General features: G+C 41.0%; 21 protein-coding genes. 12 read left to right on the plus strand and 9 right to left on the minus strand.

Going from position 1 to position 16,536, the window contains the following annotated elements; all coding sequences use genetic code 11:
• Positions 1 to 3 precede the first annotated feature (3 nt).
• On the plus strand, positions 4 to 384 hold the full coding sequence (locus tag ACJVC5_RS11325) for a hypothetical protein (protein WP_408095623.1): 381 nt from the start codon (positions 4 to 6) through the stop codon (positions 382 to 384).
• Positions 385 to 434: 50 nt separating this feature from the next.
• On the opposite strand, the gene ACJVC5_RS11330 is transcribed toward ACJVC5_RS11325, so the two are convergent.
• On the minus strand, positions 435 to 1,406 hold the full coding sequence (locus tag ACJVC5_RS11330; protein ID WP_408095624.1) for a DUF4062 domain-containing protein: 972 nt from the start codon (positions 1,404 to 1,406) through the stop codon (positions 435 to 437).
• A 164-nt stretch (positions 1,407 to 1,570) separates the two neighbouring features.
• Here ACJVC5_RS11330 and ACJVC5_RS11335 point away from each other — a divergent pair, with 164 nt between their 5' ends.
• Both ACJVC5_RS11335 and ACJVC5_RS11340 read left to right on the plus strand, forming a co-directional pair.
• The gene (locus ACJVC5_RS11335) at positions 1,571 to 2,032 is read left to right on the plus strand and encodes a YaiI/YqxD family protein (RefSeq protein WP_408095625.1); all 462 of its coding nucleotides are present in this window, start codon (positions 1,571 to 1,573) and stop codon (positions 2,030 to 2,032) included.
• Between the two features lie 22 nt (positions 2,033 to 2,054).
• A complete protein-coding gene (locus ACJVC5_RS11340) occupies positions 2,055 to 2,279 on the plus strand; it encodes a hypothetical protein (protein WP_408095626.1) in 225 nt (74 codons plus the stop codon).
• A 55-nt stretch (positions 2,280 to 2,334) separates the two neighbouring features.
• Here ACJVC5_RS11340 and ACJVC5_RS11345 read toward each other — a convergent pair whose 3' ends face one another.
• Positions 2,335 to 3,423 carry a DUF4062 domain-containing protein gene (locus ACJVC5_RS11345; protein WP_408095627.1) on the minus strand — a complete coding sequence of 363 codons (1,089 nt, stop codon included), beginning with the start codon at positions 3,421 to 3,423 and terminating at the stop codon, positions 2,335 to 2,337.
• A gap of 118 nt (positions 3,424 to 3,541) precedes the next feature.
• Entirely contained in the window at positions 3,542 to 4,087 is a 546-nt protein-coding gene (locus ACJVC5_RS11350; RefSeq protein WP_408095628.1) for a TetR/AcrR family transcriptional regulator, read from the minus strand.
• Positions 4,088 to 4,207: 120 nt separating this feature from the next.
• Here ACJVC5_RS11350 and ACJVC5_RS11355 point away from each other — a divergent pair, with 120 nt between their 5' ends.
• Both ACJVC5_RS11355 and ACJVC5_RS11360 read left to right on the plus strand, forming a co-directional pair.
• On the plus strand, positions 4,208 to 4,945 hold the full coding sequence (locus ACJVC5_RS11355) for an SDR family oxidoreductase (RefSeq protein WP_408095629.1): 738 nt from the start codon (positions 4,208 to 4,210) through the stop codon (positions 4,943 to 4,945).
• A gap of 102 nt (positions 4,946 to 5,047) precedes the next feature.
• Complete coding sequence (locus ACJVC5_RS11360) at positions 5,048 to 5,698, plus strand: hypothetical protein (RefSeq protein ID WP_408095631.1); 651 nt, start codon at positions 5,048 to 5,050, stop codon at positions 5,696 to 5,698.
• Positions 5,699 to 5,728: 30 nt separating this feature from the next.
• Here the strand turns inward: ACJVC5_RS11360 and ACJVC5_RS11365 are convergent, their stop codons facing one another.
• Both ACJVC5_RS11365 and ACJVC5_RS11370 read right to left on the minus strand, forming a co-directional pair.
• Entirely contained in the window at positions 5,729 to 6,199 is a 471-nt protein-coding gene (locus ACJVC5_RS11365) for a carboxymuconolactone decarboxylase family protein (protein ID WP_408095633.1), read from the minus strand.
• An 84-nt stretch (positions 6,200 to 6,283) separates the two neighbouring features.
• On the minus strand, positions 6,284 to 6,511 hold the full coding sequence (locus ACJVC5_RS11370) for a DUF3606 domain-containing protein (protein ID WP_408095634.1): 228 nt from the start codon (positions 6,509 to 6,511) through the stop codon (positions 6,284 to 6,286).
• A 92-nt stretch (positions 6,512 to 6,603) separates the two neighbouring features.
• Between ACJVC5_RS11370 and ACJVC5_RS11375 the strand changes: the two genes are divergently transcribed.
• Positions 6,604 to 7,539 carry a sigma-70 family RNA polymerase sigma factor gene (locus ACJVC5_RS11375; RefSeq protein ID WP_408095635.1) on the plus strand — a complete coding sequence of 312 codons (936 nt, stop codon included), beginning with the start codon at positions 6,604 to 6,606 and terminating at the stop codon, positions 7,537 to 7,539.
• Here ACJVC5_RS11375 and ACJVC5_RS11380 read toward each other — a convergent pair.
• Entirely contained in the window at positions 7,500 to 8,795 is a 1,296-nt protein-coding gene (locus tag ACJVC5_RS11380) for a flavin monoamine oxidase family protein (RefSeq protein WP_408095636.1), read from the minus strand. The genes ACJVC5_RS11375 and ACJVC5_RS11380 overlap by 40 nt on opposite strands.
• A gap of 76 nt (positions 8,796 to 8,871) precedes the next feature.
• Between ACJVC5_RS11380 and ACJVC5_RS11385 the strand changes: the two genes are divergently transcribed.
• Positions 8,872 to 9,240, plus strand: coding sequence for a hypothetical protein (locus ACJVC5_RS11385; protein WP_408095637.1), 369 nt, complete (start codon positions 8,872 to 8,874; stop codon positions 9,238 to 9,240).
• Here ACJVC5_RS11385 and ACJVC5_RS11390 read toward each other — a convergent pair.
• Positions 9,237 to 9,911 carry a lytic transglycosylase domain-containing protein gene (locus ACJVC5_RS11390; protein ID WP_408095638.1) on the minus strand — a complete coding sequence of 225 codons (675 nt, stop codon included), beginning with the start codon at positions 9,909 to 9,911 and terminating at the stop codon, positions 9,237 to 9,239. The two genes, ACJVC5_RS11385 and ACJVC5_RS11390, sit on opposite strands and share 4 nt — an antisense overlap.
• Positions 9,912 to 10,103: 192 nt before the next feature.
• On the opposite strand from ACJVC5_RS11390, the gene ACJVC5_RS11395 reads away from it, so the two are divergent.
• From ACJVC5_RS11395 to ACJVC5_RS11410, 4 genes are all read left to right on the plus strand, one after another.
• On the plus strand, positions 10,104 to 11,000 hold the full coding sequence (locus ACJVC5_RS11395; RefSeq protein ID WP_408095639.1) for a hypothetical protein: 897 nt from the start codon (positions 10,104 to 10,106) through the stop codon (positions 10,998 to 11,000).
• A gap of 109 nt (positions 11,001 to 11,109) precedes the next feature.
• Positions 11,110 to 12,240, plus strand: a complete 1,131-nt coding sequence (locus ACJVC5_RS11400; protein WP_408095640.1) for a hypothetical protein — start codon at positions 11,110 to 11,112, stop codon at positions 12,238 to 12,240.
• Positions 12,228 to 12,761: a hypothetical protein gene (locus ACJVC5_RS11405; protein ID WP_408095641.1), complete on the plus strand. Its 534-nt coding sequence runs from the start codon at positions 12,228 to 12,230 to the stop codon at positions 12,759 to 12,761. Before ACJVC5_RS11400 ends, ACJVC5_RS11405 begins: the two co-directional genes overlap by 13 nt.
• A 59-nt stretch (positions 12,762 to 12,820) precedes the next feature.
• Entirely contained in the window at positions 12,821 to 13,303 is a 483-nt protein-coding gene (locus ACJVC5_RS11410; RefSeq protein ID WP_408095642.1) for a hypothetical protein, read from the plus strand.
• Here the strand turns inward: ACJVC5_RS11410 and ACJVC5_RS11415 are convergent.
• Positions 13,300 to 14,484, minus strand: a complete 1,185-nt coding sequence (locus ACJVC5_RS11415; RefSeq protein ID WP_408095643.1) for a glycerate kinase type-2 family protein — start codon at positions 14,482 to 14,484, stop codon at positions 13,300 to 13,302. The two genes, ACJVC5_RS11410 and ACJVC5_RS11415, sit on opposite strands and share 4 nt — an antisense overlap.
• Positions 14,481 to 15,821: a GntP family permease gene (locus ACJVC5_RS11420; RefSeq protein ID WP_408095644.1), complete on the minus strand. Its 1,341-nt coding sequence runs from the start codon at positions 15,819 to 15,821 to the stop codon at positions 14,481 to 14,483. Before ACJVC5_RS11420 ends, ACJVC5_RS11415 begins: the two co-directional genes overlap by 4 nt.
• 196 nt (positions 15,822 to 16,017) lie before the next feature.
• Between ACJVC5_RS11420 and ACJVC5_RS11425 the strand changes: the two genes are divergently transcribed.
• A complete protein-coding gene (locus tag ACJVC5_RS11425; RefSeq protein ID WP_408095645.1) occupies positions 16,018 to 16,413 on the plus strand; it encodes a hypothetical protein in 396 nt (131 codons plus the stop codon).
• Positions 16,414 to 16,536: the final 123 nt, after the last annotated feature.

Consider the following 16,536-nt stretch of genomic DNA (forward strand, 5'->3'; position numbering starts at 1 on the left):
GATATGTCAAAGAATAATGATTTTTGGGATTTTGATTTTGAAGATCCCAGTTTAGTTCCCCCAATTGAAATTCTTTCAGAGCAAGCAAACTTTTTAGAAACAAAAAGTAATGGGCTTTTTAAAGGCCAAATTTTAACGAAATCTATTGGATCATATATCTATCATTACTTTTATCTAATCGTGCCTGCTTTAGGTAACTATAGATATCAGATTCTTAGTTTAAGGCATGAGATGAGTTTATATCCCCTAATAATTGATAGTCCGAGTTATACGAACTGTGCGGATATTCACGAATTTAAAGTAAGAGTGAGTGAAATTATTAACAGCCCGGATGTAAAACGAGTCGTTCAAGCTCTCTATGCTCAAGCAAGGGCAAAAGATTAAGTATACTGCCTTATTTTAACTTCTTCACGTTATAATCATCATGTATATAATCAAGAGACTTCAAAGTGAGGTAACTTCAACACATCTCTAATATGATTTAGCTCATCTAAGAATTCAGAATTTGTTTTTGCTGATTTTCTCGCGATGTCCGGTTTTATATCTTTGTTCAAGGAATGCAGCTTGTTAAGGAAATCATCAAAGGTAGGTAGTCTGAATGCTTCTATCGCATCATCTTTTGAAATGTTATGAATATCAACAAGGATCGCGAAGTTATTATGTTTCATTAATTCAGTTTTGACTTTTTCGTCTAATATTTTTGCATTTTCATCCTCAATTAAGATTTTTGCTTCATTCTTATCTTCTGAAACATTTTTTACAATCAATTCAATATACTTTTGTAAGGCACTACTCACACTAGAGAGTTCATTTACTCTTTCTGATAATGATTGAATTTTTTTATTTTCATTCCTACGGCTTAATAAATCTTTAAAAAGACCTGCCCATTGCTCTTTTAGCCATTCTTCAATATCTGAATGTCTTTCAAATTGAAATAATGGGTTGTTTCTCCTTTTTTCCATGATTTCATCAAGGAGATAGAAGATGTTTATAGAATCAACGTGGGCATAGGAGATTGTTTCATTTTTTCGATTTTTTTTAAAAGTTTCATATTCAGAATAAACATTCTTTTCAACCAGAATGTAACAGGGAATATCGTTACTAAAGGCAGACTTGAATTCTTTTTTTGTAATACTTTCATATCTTGCATAGAAGCTTTTATTATCTATTGAGACTTCGGAAGTTTCAGAGCCGTATCTTCCTCCTACGATGAGTACAAAAATATCTGCCATTGAAGCTGCTTTGTAGCATGATTCATCGAGTTCAATATCTGGATCATATGCGATTCTTCCTTTCTCAGATAAAACAGGTATGTATCCCAATTCTTCGATAAATTTTTCTAGTGAGGTTCTAATATGTTTTAGGTCATAAAAAGTTGAACTTATAAAAATAGAAGGCTTGGCCATATAATTTCCCCGTTTTTATTTTTTATCGGGATATTTCTTTTAAACCTGCACTAAAGAATTCTTAGAGTCCTAGTGACCTAATTAAATTTTTCCTAAATTAGAGCATCTACCATAATAGCTTTAATCTCTTCCATTTTTCTGACGAATAATAGTACTCTCATATAATGATATTAACCAAAATCTACATCGACGCCGACGGCTGCCCAGTTAAAGAAGAAGCCTATAAAGTCGCCTTCCGCTATCAAATCCCTGTTATCGTCGTGGCCAACAAAGCCATCAATATTCCCTTACATCCTTTAGTCACTATGCAAGTCGTTTCCCAAGGACCAGACGAAGCCGACAATTGGATAGCTGAAAACATCCAGGCATACGACATCTGCATTACCGCTGACATTCCGTTGGCCGACAAATGTCTAAAGAAATCTGCCAAAGTGCTTAACGTCCGGGGAGAAGAGTTCACCGAAGACATGATTGGAGACGCCATGGCCACACGGGAGCTCATGAGGCATTTACGAGAGCTTGGCGAGATAAAAGGCGGGCCTCCTCCTTTTGAAAAGAGGGATCGCTCTGCGTTTCTAGGATCATTAGATCGAATAATTCAGGCCATTAGGCTGAAATCTGTGTAGTATCCCGGAAAAAGGAACACCTATGGAAGATGGCAAATATTTAAGTAAAGAAGATAAAGCAAGAATGGAAGCTCTAAAGAAAGAGCTGGAAGTGCTTAAGGCCGAACACAAAGACTTTGCTAAGAACAAAGGCGGACTGACCCCTGAGCAAAGAGAAAGATGGCGTACCAATTCTCAAAGAACGAATGAAGTTCATATTGAGATCAAGGATCTTCGCCATAAGAATATCTTAGAAGCCGGGAAGTAATCTTAAGAATTGGAATCGAGATATCGCGCATATCTCGATTAATATATTTGATGAATCACTGTTTAGATTTCTTCTTTTTTGAGGTCTTCTTTTTGGCTTCGAAGTAAGTTACACCCACAAAGATATCGTTGACCAATAATTCCTCTTTTTCTTGTTCTGTTAACTTGCTATATCCAAAATCGTAATACTTAGCGATATTATCGATGAATGAATATTTTCCAGCCACAGTCGAAAAGCCCCCAGTTCTAAAATCATCATAATTATGGTATTTTTCATTTATGAATATACCTTGCTCATCAAGGTCCATATCATAAACACCTGTTTCAACTAAAAATTGATCCCAGGTAAGTCCCTCGGTTTTTGTTTCAAGGATCTTTTTAATGATTTCAGAGTCAACTTTAATTGCAACGTTGTAAAAAGTTTCTTTAATAAACATTTCTGCATAAGACCTGGATTCAATTCGGTCAAGTGAGTCTTTCCCATCGTGAGGGGAATTACTTTTATAAAGTTCTTTCACAATCTTTTCTAAAACAGATGAACTTTCTGTGAGCTTTTCTAGAACTGTTTGTTGAATCATCATCTCTTGAAGTAAAGTCCGAGATTTTAAAAATTCAAAAAACATACCTGCCCATTGTTTTCTTAAGTGAGATTTTATTTCGTGAAAATTTTTAAAAGGTTCGCATGCATTATTTTTACTCGACTTTCTAACTTGATCGATGAAATTGAAGATCTTATTTGCAGTATGTTGTTTCTCAATAGCTGGGAAATGGATTTTATCTAGAAATTGGTGGTGCTTGTTTTCTTGATACAAGTGATGATTGTCAAAAACATCCTGCTTTATATAAGTGAAAATAGGGATTTTTCTTTTTTTTGCTGCTTCGTATTCTGCATTGACGATAGATTTTTCCATGTCAGAAATGTATTTCCCTCCAAACCGACCGCCTATGATCAAAATAAATAAATCACAATTTGATATTTCATTTATGCAAGCTTCGTGTGTATGCAGGTCAGGATGATAAAAGACATCTCCGTAGTCACTTAAAATTGGGTCGAATCCGAATTCTTTAATAAAATTTAAAAGTGATTCTCTTATTTCTTTTAAGTCGTAGCATGTGGAGCTTACAAAAACCTTAGGATTAGCCAAACATTACCTCTTTGAAATGTAATGCCTATCGGCTCTAGTGATAAAACTTTTACTTAAGAAATCTTATAAAGCTCCTAATAGTAGATAGCTTTAAAGTAAAACTTATTTAATAGTTACGTTAATTTCTAATCATATCCAAAAACGCCTTCGTTTCATCTTCAAGCGCCTCTGGTTTCATGGCATTGAGCTTTAAACTAGCTCCACCAGCGTAAGTCATAATCATCTTGGCCAATAGCTCAGGATCTTTTTTCGTATTGGTCGCCTTTACGTTCTTTAAGAAAAGCTCAAACACGCTCGCGGAATTCTGATCAATGAAGGTCTTTACTTTAGTAGGAATGATTGAATACTCACGAAAGGTGTTAGTGAGGAAGCAGCCTTTATGACCTTTGCAGGTCGTATTGGATTTAAAGAACTCTTCGATATTTTGCCAACCATATGGCTCACGTTTAAGAGCAGCATAGGCGGGATTCGTTTCACTGAACAGCTTCAAGCTTTCAAGAAAGATATCATCCTTATCTTTGAACTCAGAATATAGCCCGGACTTGTTCACACCAGTGGCCTTCTCCAAGTCCGATAGACTCGTGTCAGCGTAGCCCTTTTTCCAGAACAACTGGATGGCCTCTTTTAGTACTTCTGTTCGGTCGAACTGTTTTGTGCGTCCCATGTGCTTAAAATAACATAAAAAACCGTTCGGTTCAATATTTTAGTTGCAATGAACTGGGCTAGGTGTATATTTTGAACCAATCGGTTCAGAAAAAAGAACCTCAAATCAAAGGAATTACATATGTCTAAGTTAAGCAACAAAGTAGCTCTAGTAACAGGTGGTAACTCGGGAATTGGTCTAGCTACAGCCAAGCTCTATAAAGATGAAGGTGCTCAAGTCATCATTACGGCCCGCTCAAGTGAAACATTCGAGAAGGCCAAGAAGGAATACGGAAACGTTTTCGATGTGGTTCAAACCGATGTGAGTAAGATGGAAGATCTGGACCGCTTATATGCCCATATCAAATCTAAGTACGGAAAGTTGGATGTTATCTTTGCGAATGCTGGTATCGCTCTAACCGCTCCAACAGCAGAAGTAACACCTGAGTTCTTCGACAATCAGTTCAATACAAACGTTAAAGGTGTTTACTTTACAATCGCGAAGGCACTGCCGATTTTAGCAAAGGGAAGTGCAGTGGTGCTTAATGCTTCAGTTGTTGCGAGCAAAGGCTTTGTTGGTTCAAGCGTGTACTCAGCTACAAAAGCGGCTGTGAGAAACTTCGCACGTACTTGGACAGCGGAAATTCCAGTAGATCAAGTTCGCTTCAATGTTCTTTCTCCAGGACCAATTGAAACTCCGATCTTCGGTAAAATGGGAATGCCAGATGAGCACAAAGCAGGAATGGCCGCTGGTCTGCCGATCAAGAGACTTGGTCGTCCGGAAGAGATGGCGAGAGTAGCGTTGTTCTTAGCGAGTGATGATTCAAGCTATCTTGCCGGAGCTGAGATCATGGCCGATGGTGGATTCGGGCAGGTTTAATATATTGAGTTTAGGTCCAGAAGATACCTTTCTTTTGGACCTAACATTGTATTATCTATAAACTTTCTTGATATCTTCTTCCCATTGAATTAGATGAATCCCATGAAAAAAATCATCTCGTCTTTCCTAATTTTATTGTCGTTTAGCCTCAACTCTTTTGGTGCCTGTGAGCCACAGGAAGCGAAGTTAAGAACTCTTTGGCCAGAGTACATCTACAGTGTTTATACCTCCGCCCTCAACAATGGAATGTCAGGCAAGGAAATTGTAAAGACCGGTGATCAAATTTTGAAAATGGCCGAATTTGGTATGGTCGATATGAAATTTGCCGAGTCAATTCTTAAAACAGCTGAGAATTATAAACTAGGCACAGAAGAACGTGCTTCTCGTGTTTCTCCTTATGTTCAACTTGCCAAAACTGTCTTTGAAGAGAGTCAGTCCTGCTTAAACAATTCAACAAGAACACAATGTTTGGATGTTTTGAATAGATTGCAAAAACATACGGACATGTCTGTGAGTTACATGTCTAAAATAAATGAAGAGGCTTTGATGGTGAGCAATGACTTTACCAAAATGGCCCAAGAGTTGTTTTCATCAGTCGTAGAAAACAGAGACATCCCTGAGACCCTTATCCTTAATACAATGATCGCAGCTACCAATTCTTATAATAACTCTGCACGAGCAATGCCTTGGATGAAAGAAGAAATAGTCGTTAGAGAGAAGCTTGAACTAGAGTTTTCAAACTGTCTTAAATAATACGAAGGCCCCGTTTGGGGCCTTTTTGTTTTAGTTTAATCCAGCTTTATCCAGGCCGTAGAATTTATCGAGAGTACCTGGTTCACCATGGAAAGCTACATTCACACGGTTCCACACATTAATGAATCCAATCAAGAAAGTAAGATCTGAAAGTTCTTTCTTTGAGAAGTGAGTAAGGGCCCTCTCATAATCTTGATCTGAAATCCCAGTTGGAGAAAGTCTAGTTACAAGTTCTGTCCATTCTAGTGCCGCACGCTCTTTATCTGTGAAGAGCTTTGATTCTCTCCAAACGGCAACGTGATGGAGACGAAGTTCTCTTTCTCCACGAATCTTCGCTTCTTTAACGTGCATGTCGACACAGAAAGTACAGCCGTTCATTTGCGAGGCACGAATTTCCATTAGGTTTTTAATGACTGGATCGACTGAAGTTTTTGTATAAACAGTTTCAGCAAACTTCTTAATAAGTTCTGCGCTTTCAGCACCATGATTTAAACGTGACATATATTCGTCCTTTGGTTAATAGCGAAGGTTATTATCCGCTTTCAACCATAAGACGAATGAGGAATTAAAAAAGGGACAAGGTGACTAGGCTGCTTCACCTTGATCAGCACGCAGTCCTCGGCGAATGTCTCTTAACCGAGGTCCATACTGACGAATGGCCTCAGTAAGTTCACGCTCAGATAGGCCCAGTACATTACACCAATTCGCAAATGCGATCTTGTCATTAACATCGATCACAGCTGGCTTGGAGCTCTTGTAATAAGCGCCTGGAGAGTATCCATCTGAATTACCGGTTCCGACTTTAATTGCCATGGTCTCATTATAATATTCTGCAGAGTACCACTAAAATTCAGCTATTTAGATGGGACATGTCCCTTTTTTGGGCCTAGAATCGTCTTAGATTTATGGCACATACAACAAACTATCTTAAAGAGTGGGAAGGTCTATTTATACAGTATAGACCGTATTTAATTTCGTTCGCTTTCAGGATGACGGGGAGTCTCTCTGAGTCGGAAGATATCGTGCAAGATACTTTCATTCAGTGTGCTTCGGTTAATCCAAAAGAAGTGAACAATCCTAAGTCGTGGCTCACAAAAATTACCTCGAATAAGTCCCTCGACTACATGAAGCTCGCATATAAGAAGCGCGAAGTTTATCAAGGGACGTGGTTACCGGATGCGGTTCCAGATAGCTTCCAGTATTGGGGAAATCTCATTGATGGTGTAGCACCGGATAAGAAGCTTCTTTATACAGAAAGTCTTTCAACTTCATTTCTTCTCCTTCTCCAAAAATTAACTCCAGAAGAAAGAATGATCTATATTCTAAATGAAGTGTTTGATTATTCTTTCTCTGAAATTTCTGAGTTCATGAATAAGTCTGAAGATGCATGCAAAAAATCCGCCCAGCGTGCTCGTAAAGCGCTTGATAATGAAAAGCGTTTTCGCTCTTACACCAAAGAAGATGAATCCGTTGTTTCGAAGTTCTTTGATCTTGCCAATAACGGAGACAAAGAAGGCCTCATGGCAATGCTTGCTTCTGATACCGAATTTTGGTCAGATGGTGGTGGTAAAGTACCCGTGGCCTCTAAAGTGGTGGTTTACGATCATCAGTTTATTTCAAAGTTTATCTCAGCGGTTTGGTCGGCTCCTGTCTTTAAAAACGAAAGCATCCGCCAGGAGCTGAAGATTGTGAATGAGAAGCCAGGACTTGTTATTTCTCGACGTCACGAAGACGGGGAGTGGAGATTTGAAACAATCATGACTCTGGAAGTGGAAAACGGGAAGATCGCACGTATATTTACTCAAAGAAATCCGGACAAGCTCAAGTCGCTTCTCATTTGAATATCGTCTGCGATCGCTTCTGCCACTTTTTTACCTGAGGTGAGGGCCCCTTCAACGGTGCCACTCATGTTTTCATGAAAGGCCTCACCGGCAAAGTATAAGGTGTCTTCAAAGTTTGTCACCATTTCAGTCATCCTTCGATAATTCACTCGCGGATAGGAATAGGCCCCTAAGAAAGATGGGTCTTCGTCCCAACTATGATGATGAATATTAATAATCTGGCAACGCACTTCCTCTGGAGAAAGTGAGGAGATCTTTGCTAGTTCTTGGATATAGATCTCTTTTCTCTGATCCTCCGTCATTTTCGTTAATTTCCTGGCTCTCGCACCTCCACACCAAGCTGTCACAATTGGCAAATGAAGAGGCGATGATGACCACCAGGCACTGTAGTTTAAATCAGGCGCGGCCACAAAAGGGAAGCTATGATCTTCAAAGGCATAGAAAAACGCAGGGTGAAATTCACCGATCATCTTCACTACTTGTCCCATCTCTACCTGATCCAAAAAATGTGTCAGAAGATCGGGCATAGGGCCTATAAAGAGATTGCGAAGGACTCCTATAGAAACTGTATTAATGACTCTTTCACCGACGAATTCGAAAGGAATGTCCTCTTCTTTAATTGCTCCACGAACGATGACTTTATTTCTTTCCCAGATAATTTCCTCAACGATGTGAGAAAAATAAATACGAGGTAAAAGATCCTGGGCCATGTTCTCTATCAGTTCGCCATAGCCATTTAAGAGTCTTCGTAATTTTCTTATTTTTGGATCTGCCACTTGCTCTTTCATATCATGAAGTTCTTTAGAGCTAATCGTATCCAGATCAGCGGCATCAAATCCTTCGACAAAAACTCTGGCCATATCCTGGTCGACCTTCGAGTTTTGATCATATTTCTGCAGATAATCAGCAAAGGAGATGTCATTTTTGAGATCAATGTCCTCCATCACATGAGTAAGTCGGTCCCAAAAATCCGGCGTGGGTTTAAGTTCACCATCTTTAAAAAGATGATAATCAAATTTCACGTCATAAGTTGTGAGGCCGAACCGTTCAATGAGTTTGTCAGTGAGGGGAGTTTCTCCATGAAGATACTCTGGCCCATATTCGATGTGCGGCGTACTTTTTAACGTCTGGGCCCTGCCGCCCAAACGATGAGTTGATTCAAGGATGATGAAATCAATTCCTTGTTCTTTGAGAACTCTTGCGGCCATAAGACCTGCTGCGCCTGCTCCAATAATGATTACTTTAGTCTGGTTCATAAGCATTCTCCTTTGAGAGTGTGAGCAAGAGACGGGCCAGTTGGCGAATGAGAAATAGCAAAGTAATATCAAAGGAATGAAAATGGTGTATTTGACTTTGGCATTATTAAGCACAGTTTCTTTTGGACAAACTCGTCCCACACTGGAAGAGATTTCAAAGGAAATGAATAAGGATCTTCCTGAGGTCTATGATCACATGACTAAACTTATGCGCACGAGCGTCGAAAATAACAACATTAAATACCAGTTTCTTATCAATGCTGATCAGAAAGAATACAACTGGGCCCTTCCTAAAGTTCGCACGCAAGTTTTAAACAATATCTGTAAGAACTCTCGTCAGGGAACGATTCTTAAAAACTATCAGGCCAATATCGTTTACAGCTATGAGAATGTGAAAGGACAGTCTCTTGGTGAATTCATGGTAAGGCCTGACCACTGTAACTAATGTAAGACATTTTGGTTCTTCATAATAATCATCACGGCCATGACTTTGGCGAGATACTCTTTGTCTCCATGATGACCTTTTCTAATAAGCGTCCAGGCGTTGCGACTCTTCGTGCTTTTAATGGCGGCCTTGGTTCGATACTCACCCATATTGTAGGCGAGGAGAGCGAGTTGCCAGTCCTTGAACATCTTGTGATTTGACCGCAAATACTTTAAAGCCGCCTCTGTGGAGAGTTTTACATTAAGTCTTTGGTCGACCCGATCGTTAACTTTTAGACCAAAACTTTTGGCCGTGGGTTTAACAAACATCCAAAGTCCTGACCCCCAACCCTGTTCAGAGTGAATGTTTTGATAGCCGGATTCAACCAGAGGAACAGCGAGAAGTTCATGAGGAAGTTTGTGGCGATTTAATTTCTTTGTAATAAGCGGCTTATAGGTCCTCATTCTTTTCAGGCAGACTAACATATGCTTTCTACCTGATGGCCTTCCTAAGAGACGATTGAGTTGTTTTAAAACCTGATCATTCACCACGATGGGAAACTTGGTGTTCCTTCGTGCTCTCTCTGCAAGAGTGTCCGCCTCGGATTTGGAAATTTTATTGTCTCTCACCATTCGGTGAGAAGCTGCTGCTTCAGGTATAAATAAAAAAAGAAAAATGACTGCGAACTTCATATGATTCATCTAATAAGATGAACCTTTAATGATTATGGAGGCATTATCTACCTCTTAAGTCTGATTAACTTTCCCCGCTCCGACTCAGTATTCAAAATCGAATCTCACGAACTTACCTCTGGCCGCCATTTTGCTTTTTTATCCGAAGTCATTTTTTACGTGCCCTTCGCACATTTTAAAAAGGAGTTTAAGATGAAAAAGAAAAACAAATTGCAGCATGTTGCGCCGATGGCACTTAGTGCTTTACTGTTAATGTCGGTTGTTTCATGTGGTAGTGACGATGATGATAGCAGCTCAACACCACAACAAGAGCAGCCTCAGAATCAGGAAGGAACGTTTACAGCAACTCTCGCTCCTGAAAACGCTAGTGTGGTTTCGCCAACAGGTACTGCGGAGATCACAATTGCAGCTGATGACTTTAATGCAAAAGTTCAGGTGGCAAATGCACTTGATACAACTCATGCTCAGCACATCCATTCAGGTACTCGTTGTCCGACTGCGGCCGATGATACTAACGCTGATGGTGTAATTGATGCAACAGAAGCAACTGCTGTATATGGTCCAGCAATTGTTCCTCTAGATGATGATCTAGCTGCGACAACTGGTAACTTCCCATCGGGTGCGAACTATAATTACGATGAAAGTGCAGCACTTTCACAAATGCTGGCAAATTTAAACCTCGCAACTCTTAATCTTGAAGGTTTGGTAGTTAATATTCATGGTGTGCCTGAAGAAACAGTGCTACCTGCAACTATTCAAGGTACAAAAGCTGATTTCCCAATTGCATGTGGTGTCTTGTCACTATCAACTGGTGGAACGACAGGTGGTACAACTGGAGGAACTACTGGCGGAACGACTGGTGGTACAACAGGCGGAACAACTGGTGGTACAACAGGTGGAACAACTGGTGGTACAACAGGTGGAACAACTGGTAGTACAGTTGGTGGAACAGCAGGCGGAACTGCTGGAGGCACAGTAGGTGGAACTGCCGGTGGCACAGCAGGCGGAACTGCTGGTGGTACAGTAGGTGGAACTGCTGGTGGTACAGCAGGTGGTACTGCAACAGGTACTACAACAACTGGTTACTAAGACTTAATCAGGGCCTCGAAGGAGGCCCTTTTCTTTCCTGTATTTCACAACTTAGCTTTCTCATAAAATCCTCACTTTATATCCTGCTAAAATATCCGATAACCCTTATATGACTCTGGTTTTGGCCATTCTCTCACTCGTCTTTTCATTTACGACGTGGGCCCAAGATATCAGCTACACAGACGCTTCCTTTAAGGGGGCACCACTTGAACATGCCCATAAGCTGAATGAGTTTTTTAAAGATGAAGGATTTATTCCGTTGGCCGATTCTCAATTTGGAATCCCTTCGCTTGGAATTAATCAGGTTTATTTTGCGGACGCAGGCAAGTTCGTCATGGTGAAGTATGGTATTGAAGGGGAGTTTCCTTTAAAGCAAATTATCACAACGCCTGAAGGCTATCTTGTTCACGATAAAATTGGTGATAATAAGTTCTTTCTTTATTTCCGTGGGATCAATCAAGAAGCTGTAAAGCTCACACTGATTCGCATGCAAAATAAAATCTCTCAGTACACTTTTCCTTCGATTAAATCAGTCTTTATCCCTGAAGCTCGTGCCCAAGCGGACTGTGGAAGTCCTGCACTGGTGCAACAGATGACTGACTTCGCAAATCTCTCAGGGACAATGGTTTGGAACTTCGCCAAGAATTGTGTGAGTGGTTTAGGTGAAGGAGCTTGGGCGGCCAGTGGTGGTGCAATAGCAAGTGGGCTTTCCAGTTTATGGGAGGCGGTAAAACATCCTATTGAGACCGTAGACAAAATTGGGAATGCCGTTGAAAGATTCACTGTGGGGCTTGCCAATTTTACGAAAGGACTGGTGACTGATCCTCGTGGCACTCTTACAAAAATGGGAGCGAAGGTCGGCGGAGCTTGGGACGAAATGGTAGATGTTGTAACAAACATGTCTACCGATATGAAGATTCAATTTATTTGTTCATTCATTGGTTCTCTTGGGGTGGACGCGGCGATAGCATTTTTTACGGCCGGAGTTGCTTCTGGGAAAATTGCCATTAGTCTCGGATTAATGGCGAAACGTTTTTCAGCTGTTGCTAAGACCATGGGACTTATTTCGAAGTTATCAATTGCGGCCCGGGCCCAGCTTGGAATGACGGCCGATAAGATGAAGAACTTCATGGATAAACTCATGCACAATAAGATTCCTGAAGGGGATCTTAAACATCTTGATAATCTCACAACCGCAGATAAAGATTTCAGTGTGAAGGTGGTCGCATGTTATATGTAATGACCTTCCTTCTATCATTTTCTGTTTTCGCTGAGCTTGAGCCCATGTCGCTCAGAATGCGGGAGTGTATGACAAACGTTTTTGATCGTGCAGGGTTTGAGAAAAAACAGCAGCATCAGCTTCTTGTGGGACAAGGGCAAGGTGCTCTGGATAAGAAGGTGAGAGCCTTTGTTGAACAGGCCAAACCTTCTGCTTATGACAAACATACCAAGGCCAAATCAGTTTCTGAGGCCGCATCGATGTCAAATACCCATGCCCAATATATGCCCGGACTTGTTCGCGAAAGAGTTGAACGGCGGGCCCTTCGCATGGACACACCAGGGGTGCTTCGTGAAGACCGAGGTACGCTTTATAAATATGTGAAATTTACTCATCCTGTAGGATATGACTTAGGCAAGCCAACATATTTTATGAGAGTTGAGCTTGGCCCAAATGGTGAGTTTCATGGACATCCGATGAGCCCGAAACGCGTGAAGGATAGTATCGGAGAGACCGATTTTAAGGCCCTTTCGCAGGAATAATAATTCTTTGGCCAAGTTCATAGGGCCTTCCTCCGATAATCATCAAAACGGAGGACCTCATGTTAAAACTACTACCACTTCTACTTGTGTTTGCCTGTGCTCACCAACCAACATTTGTGATGGATGAGAATAGAGTAACTTGGATTGATAGAAGCGAGGATGATGTTCTTACTCATCCACATTTCTCCACGATGCCTGTGCAAGAACGTAAAACCAAATCAGGTTTGACAGTTTATTCATTTAAAAACGAAGCACGGACTGCAACAACTAATTGTACCTCTTATTGGGGACAAGGATGTAGTGCCGCAGCTTCAACGTGGCAAGATGCCTCTTGTAATCATGTCTTTACGATTAAAAACTCTGTTGTAACAGACTATAAAAGAATCGGAAGTTGTAGTGAAGAGCAGCTAAGATTCCGTCCATTTCAAGATGGCGAACCTGTTCTCACTGAACGTGAAGCGGCCCATTTTGGTTCAAGAGATGTGGCAAGCGAGACGAGAAAGAAAGATTGCGGTATAGCTGGCCAGATATTCGGTTGTTAATTAATCAATACCTGCAAATCACACACATTCGTCCCAGTAGGTCCGGTCTTTAACAATCCCTGGACCTGCTGGAAGAAGTGATAAGAATCATTTCTATCCAAATACACTTGAATATTTAATCCTGAGGCCTTCTCCAGAATTTCTTTGGTAGCAAAAGCTCCTGCCGCATCCGTCGGTCCATCCGTTCCATCAGTAGAAGCTGCTAAGAATGCAACCCCATAAGGCCAACTTTCACGCTTTTCCATCTCATTAAGAAATGCCAGAGCCATCTCTTGATTCCTGCCACCTTTACCACTTCCTTTAAGAGTTACAGTCGTCTCACCACCAGCAAGATAACATACACCCTTTTCAAGTTTGTTCGTAACCGAGGCAAACAAACGAGCAGCATCCTTCGCTTCACCAGTTAACTGATCTGACAGAATAACTGTTTTATACCCAAGTCTCTTAGCTTCTACTTCCGCCGCGGCCAAGGCCTGACGATTCGATCCAATAATCAAATTATGAAGATTGGCAGGGCCAACTTCACCAGGCTCAGGAACCGTGATCCCAGAAGCAATTGTATGTAAGTCATCACCGAGAACATCAGATAAAACAAGATTCAATGAAGTAGCAGGAGCAATCACTTTCGCAAGCTTTCCACCCTTGATTTTAGAAAGGCTTTTTCGAACTTTATTGATTTCTTGAATGGTCGCACCAGTAGCGAGGAGCTCTTTAGTTTTGGCCTGTTTTTGGGCCAGAGTCACTCCATCAATAGGAAGAGCAGCAAGTGCTGAAGCACCACCAGAAATCAAACCAATCACTAAATCATCCGCAGTTGCTTTCTCACAGAAATCATAAAGCGTTTGACCAGCATGAACACTTCGCTCATCTGGCACCGGATGAGAGGATTCAATCTGAACAAAATGCGAGGGAAGGGACTCACTATGGTTGTCTTTCGTAATAACGAGACCTGCACTTATTCTCGTACCAAGGACATCAATCAAACCTTGGGTCATTCTAGAAGAAGCCTTCCCAACTCCGAAAACTAAGATGCGTTTAAACTTACGAAGATCGAAACTTTTCCCCTGAACGGAAAGCTCATCTCCTGTCAGAGTCAAAGTCTGCCCAAGCATACTCCTAGAATCAACTCTCGCGAGACCAGCTCTAAAAATCTTTTCAGCGTCCAAAGCGGCCTTGTTCATACAACGAAGCTCAACATCCAAGCGACTAAGAAGGCAACAGTCCCTTCCACAAAAGTGGCGGTCGTGAACACCCGATAAGCAGTCCCTACATCTAGATTAGAGAATTGAGAAACGACCCAGAAGTAAGAGTCATTAGCATGAGAGACCACCATGGCACCGGCACCAATCACAACCACTGTAAGTGCCGGATGAAGTCCAAGTGTTGCCATTAATGGCGCCATAATTGTTGACGTCGTAATGATTGCAACTGTCGACGAACCCTGGGCCGTTTTCAGAGCGGCCGAAATCATAAATGGTAAGAACAACCCAAGACCAAGTTTAGGATCAGCGAGGACCGTACTTACATAATCTTTAAGGGGAGAAACACTGAGAATTTTTCCCAGAGATCCACCCGCCCCGGTGATCACGAGAATGAGAGCGGCGTCCTTAATCCCTTCATTGGTCCAAGTCGAAAGGGCCTCGCTCCATTCCTTCTTTGTTTGAAGCAATGTGAACGAGAGGAACATTCCAATGATTAGGGCCACGACTGGTTCACCAATAAATTGAACAACTGAAGCAAAACCTCCTACGCCAAAGGGTTGCGAGGGAAGATCTGCAACAGACTTTCCAAGAATTAAAAGAAGCGGGCCGATGATCGGAAGAAAAGAGAGATAGGGTGAAGGTAATTTTCCATAACGATCAATCAGTGTTTGATAAGATTCAGAAGCTGGTACTGGAGCTGGAAAACGATTTCCAATTCGAGTCGCAAAGAACCAAGCGGCGAGTGCTGCTGGAATGGAAGCGATCATCCCATATAAGATCACCATTCCAATATCGGCATTCAAAGCTCCGGCTGCGGCCAGTGGACCAGGAGTAGGTGGAACCATGGTGTGAGTGGCATAAAGACCAGTCGCCAGTGCAACGGACATAACAACCATAGAAGTCGCAGACTCTTTTGCGAGGGCCTGATTTAGAGGATTCATGATCACAAAACCAGAGTCACAAAACACTGGAATTGAAACCACTACACCGGCCGCATTCATGGCGAGAGATGAGCGTTCTTTTCCAACGAGTTTTAAAATAGAACGAGTCATGGATAAGGCGGCACCGGTCTTCTCTAAAGTTAGGCCCATAATTGTCCCAGCAATGATCACAATACCAATATTGGTAAGAGTTCCACCGAAACCTTCTTTCACGAGTTTAATGACTTCAAGTGGAGCGAGGCCGATGGCAAGCCCATAAGCAATGGCAACTCCAGTCAGCACTAAGAATGCATTGACCTTATATTTGCCGGTTAAAATCACGATGATTCCTACAGCAATGAGAAGCATAATAAGCGCAATCTGACCTGATACCACATGGCCTCCATTCTATTAATTTCTTATATTTATCAATGCTATAACACTAGATGCGATTAGAAAAATCTTAATAGTCTTACTTTTACTCATTCTTTGGAAAGCAGCGATTAAGAACAATTATAAAATTTAGAACCTATTTTCTGGAATCTTAGGCTAAAATTTTTTGGGTACTAAGAATGCGGTCGGAGATGTTTCTATGAATTTCTCGTTTAAAAAGGCCTGTCCTTACTGTAGTCAGAGTTTGAAGTTTAGAGTTGGAGACAATTATAAAAAACTGATTGTTTGTAGTCATTGCAATCAAGAAGTTGGTTTTCATTGTTCCCGTAATATTTACTTCTTTGGATTCAGTACCTGCTTTTGGATAACTGTTTCTTTGTTCCTGTTGAAAAATCATCCGATTATCTTAACTTCACTTGCTGTGCTTTTATTTCTAAGTGCCATCTATACCAGTGTCCCATTTTCTCAACTCATTAAAGGTGAAGAAAAAAAATACAGACCTTTTATTCCTGCACTTCAGATGATTTTACTCGGGGCCCTGGTCAATACAATGATTTTGACTCTTGGAATAGTCGTCTACACGAGAGTTAGTTAACAAATTTTCACCCCAATCTTCTAATGCTCCATTATTCCATCATGTGAATAAGAATTAATTATTTTATTCTTACGTTTCGCTGAAGATAGGCAGAAAATAGGTCTATAAATCAGGGCCATAAAT

The sequence above is a fragment of the Peredibacter sp. HCB2-198 genome, from assembly GCF_045999315.1.
Classification (GTDB): Bacteria; Bdellovibrionota; Bacteriovoracia; order Bacteriovoracales; family Bacteriovoracaceae; genus Peredibacter.

Coding starts and splice junctions, on each gene's coding strand:
- ACJVC5_RS11325 (WP_408095623.1), top strand. CDS start 4: ATGTCAAAGAATAATGATTTTTGGGATTTTGATTTTGAAGATCCCAGT.
- ACJVC5_RS11330 (WP_408095624.1), bottom strand. CDS start 1,406: ATGGCCAAGCCTTCTATTTTTATAAGTTCAACTTTTTATGACCTAAAA.
- ACJVC5_RS11335 (WP_408095625.1), top strand. CDS start 1,571: ATGATATTAACCAAAATCTACATCGACGCCGACGGCTGCCCAGTTAAA.
- ACJVC5_RS11340 (WP_408095626.1), top strand. CDS start 2,055: ATGGAAGATGGCAAATATTTAAGTAAAGAAGATAAAGCAAGAATGGAA.
- ACJVC5_RS11350 (WP_408095628.1), bottom strand. CDS start 4,087: ATGGGACGCACAAAACAGTTCGACCGAACAGAAGTACTAAAAGAGGCC.
- ACJVC5_RS11355 (WP_408095629.1), top strand. CDS start 4,208: ATGTCTAAGTTAAGCAACAAAGTAGCTCTAGTAACAGGTGGTAACTCG.
- ACJVC5_RS11360 (WP_408095631.1), top strand. CDS start 5,048: ATGAAAAAAATCATCTCGTCTTTCCTAATTTTATTGTCGTTTAGCCTC.
- ACJVC5_RS11365 (WP_408095633.1), bottom strand. CDS start 6,199: ATGTCACGTTTAAATCATGGTGCTGAAAGCGCAGAACTTATTAAGAAG.
- ACJVC5_RS11370 (WP_408095634.1), bottom strand. CDS start 6,511: ATGGCAATTAAAGTCGGAACCGGTAATTCAGATGGATACTCTCCAGGC.
- ACJVC5_RS11375 (WP_408095635.1), top strand. CDS start 6,604: ATGGCACATACAACAAACTATCTTAAAGAGTGGGAAGGTCTATTTATA.
- ACJVC5_RS11380 (WP_408095636.1), bottom strand. CDS start 8,795: ATGAACCAGACTAAAGTAATCATTATTGGAGCAGGCGCAGCAGGTCTT.
- ACJVC5_RS11385 (WP_408095637.1), top strand. CDS start 8,872: ATGAAAATGGTGTATTTGACTTTGGCATTATTAAGCACAGTTTCTTTT.
- ACJVC5_RS11390 (WP_408095638.1), bottom strand. CDS start 9,911: ATGAAGTTCGCAGTCATTTTTCTTTTTTTATTTATACCTGAAGCAGCA.
- ACJVC5_RS11395 (WP_408095639.1), top strand. CDS start 10,104: ATGAAAAAGAAAAACAAATTGCAGCATGTTGCGCCGATGGCACTTAGT.
- ACJVC5_RS11400 (WP_408095640.1), top strand. CDS start 11,110: ATGACTCTGGTTTTGGCCATTCTCTCACTCGTCTTTTCATTTACGACG.
- ACJVC5_RS11405 (WP_408095641.1), top strand. CDS start 12,228: ATGTTATATGTAATGACCTTCCTTCTATCATTTTCTGTTTTCGCTGAG.
- ACJVC5_RS11410 (WP_408095642.1), top strand. CDS start 12,821: ATGTTAAAACTACTACCACTTCTACTTGTGTTTGCCTGTGCTCACCAA.
- ACJVC5_RS11415 (WP_408095643.1), bottom strand. CDS start 14,484: ATGAACAAGGCCGCTTTGGACGCTGAAAAGATTTTTAGAGCTGGTCTC.
- ACJVC5_RS11425 (WP_408095645.1), top strand. CDS start 16,018: ATGAATTTCTCGTTTAAAAAGGCCTGTCCTTACTGTAGTCAGAGTTTG.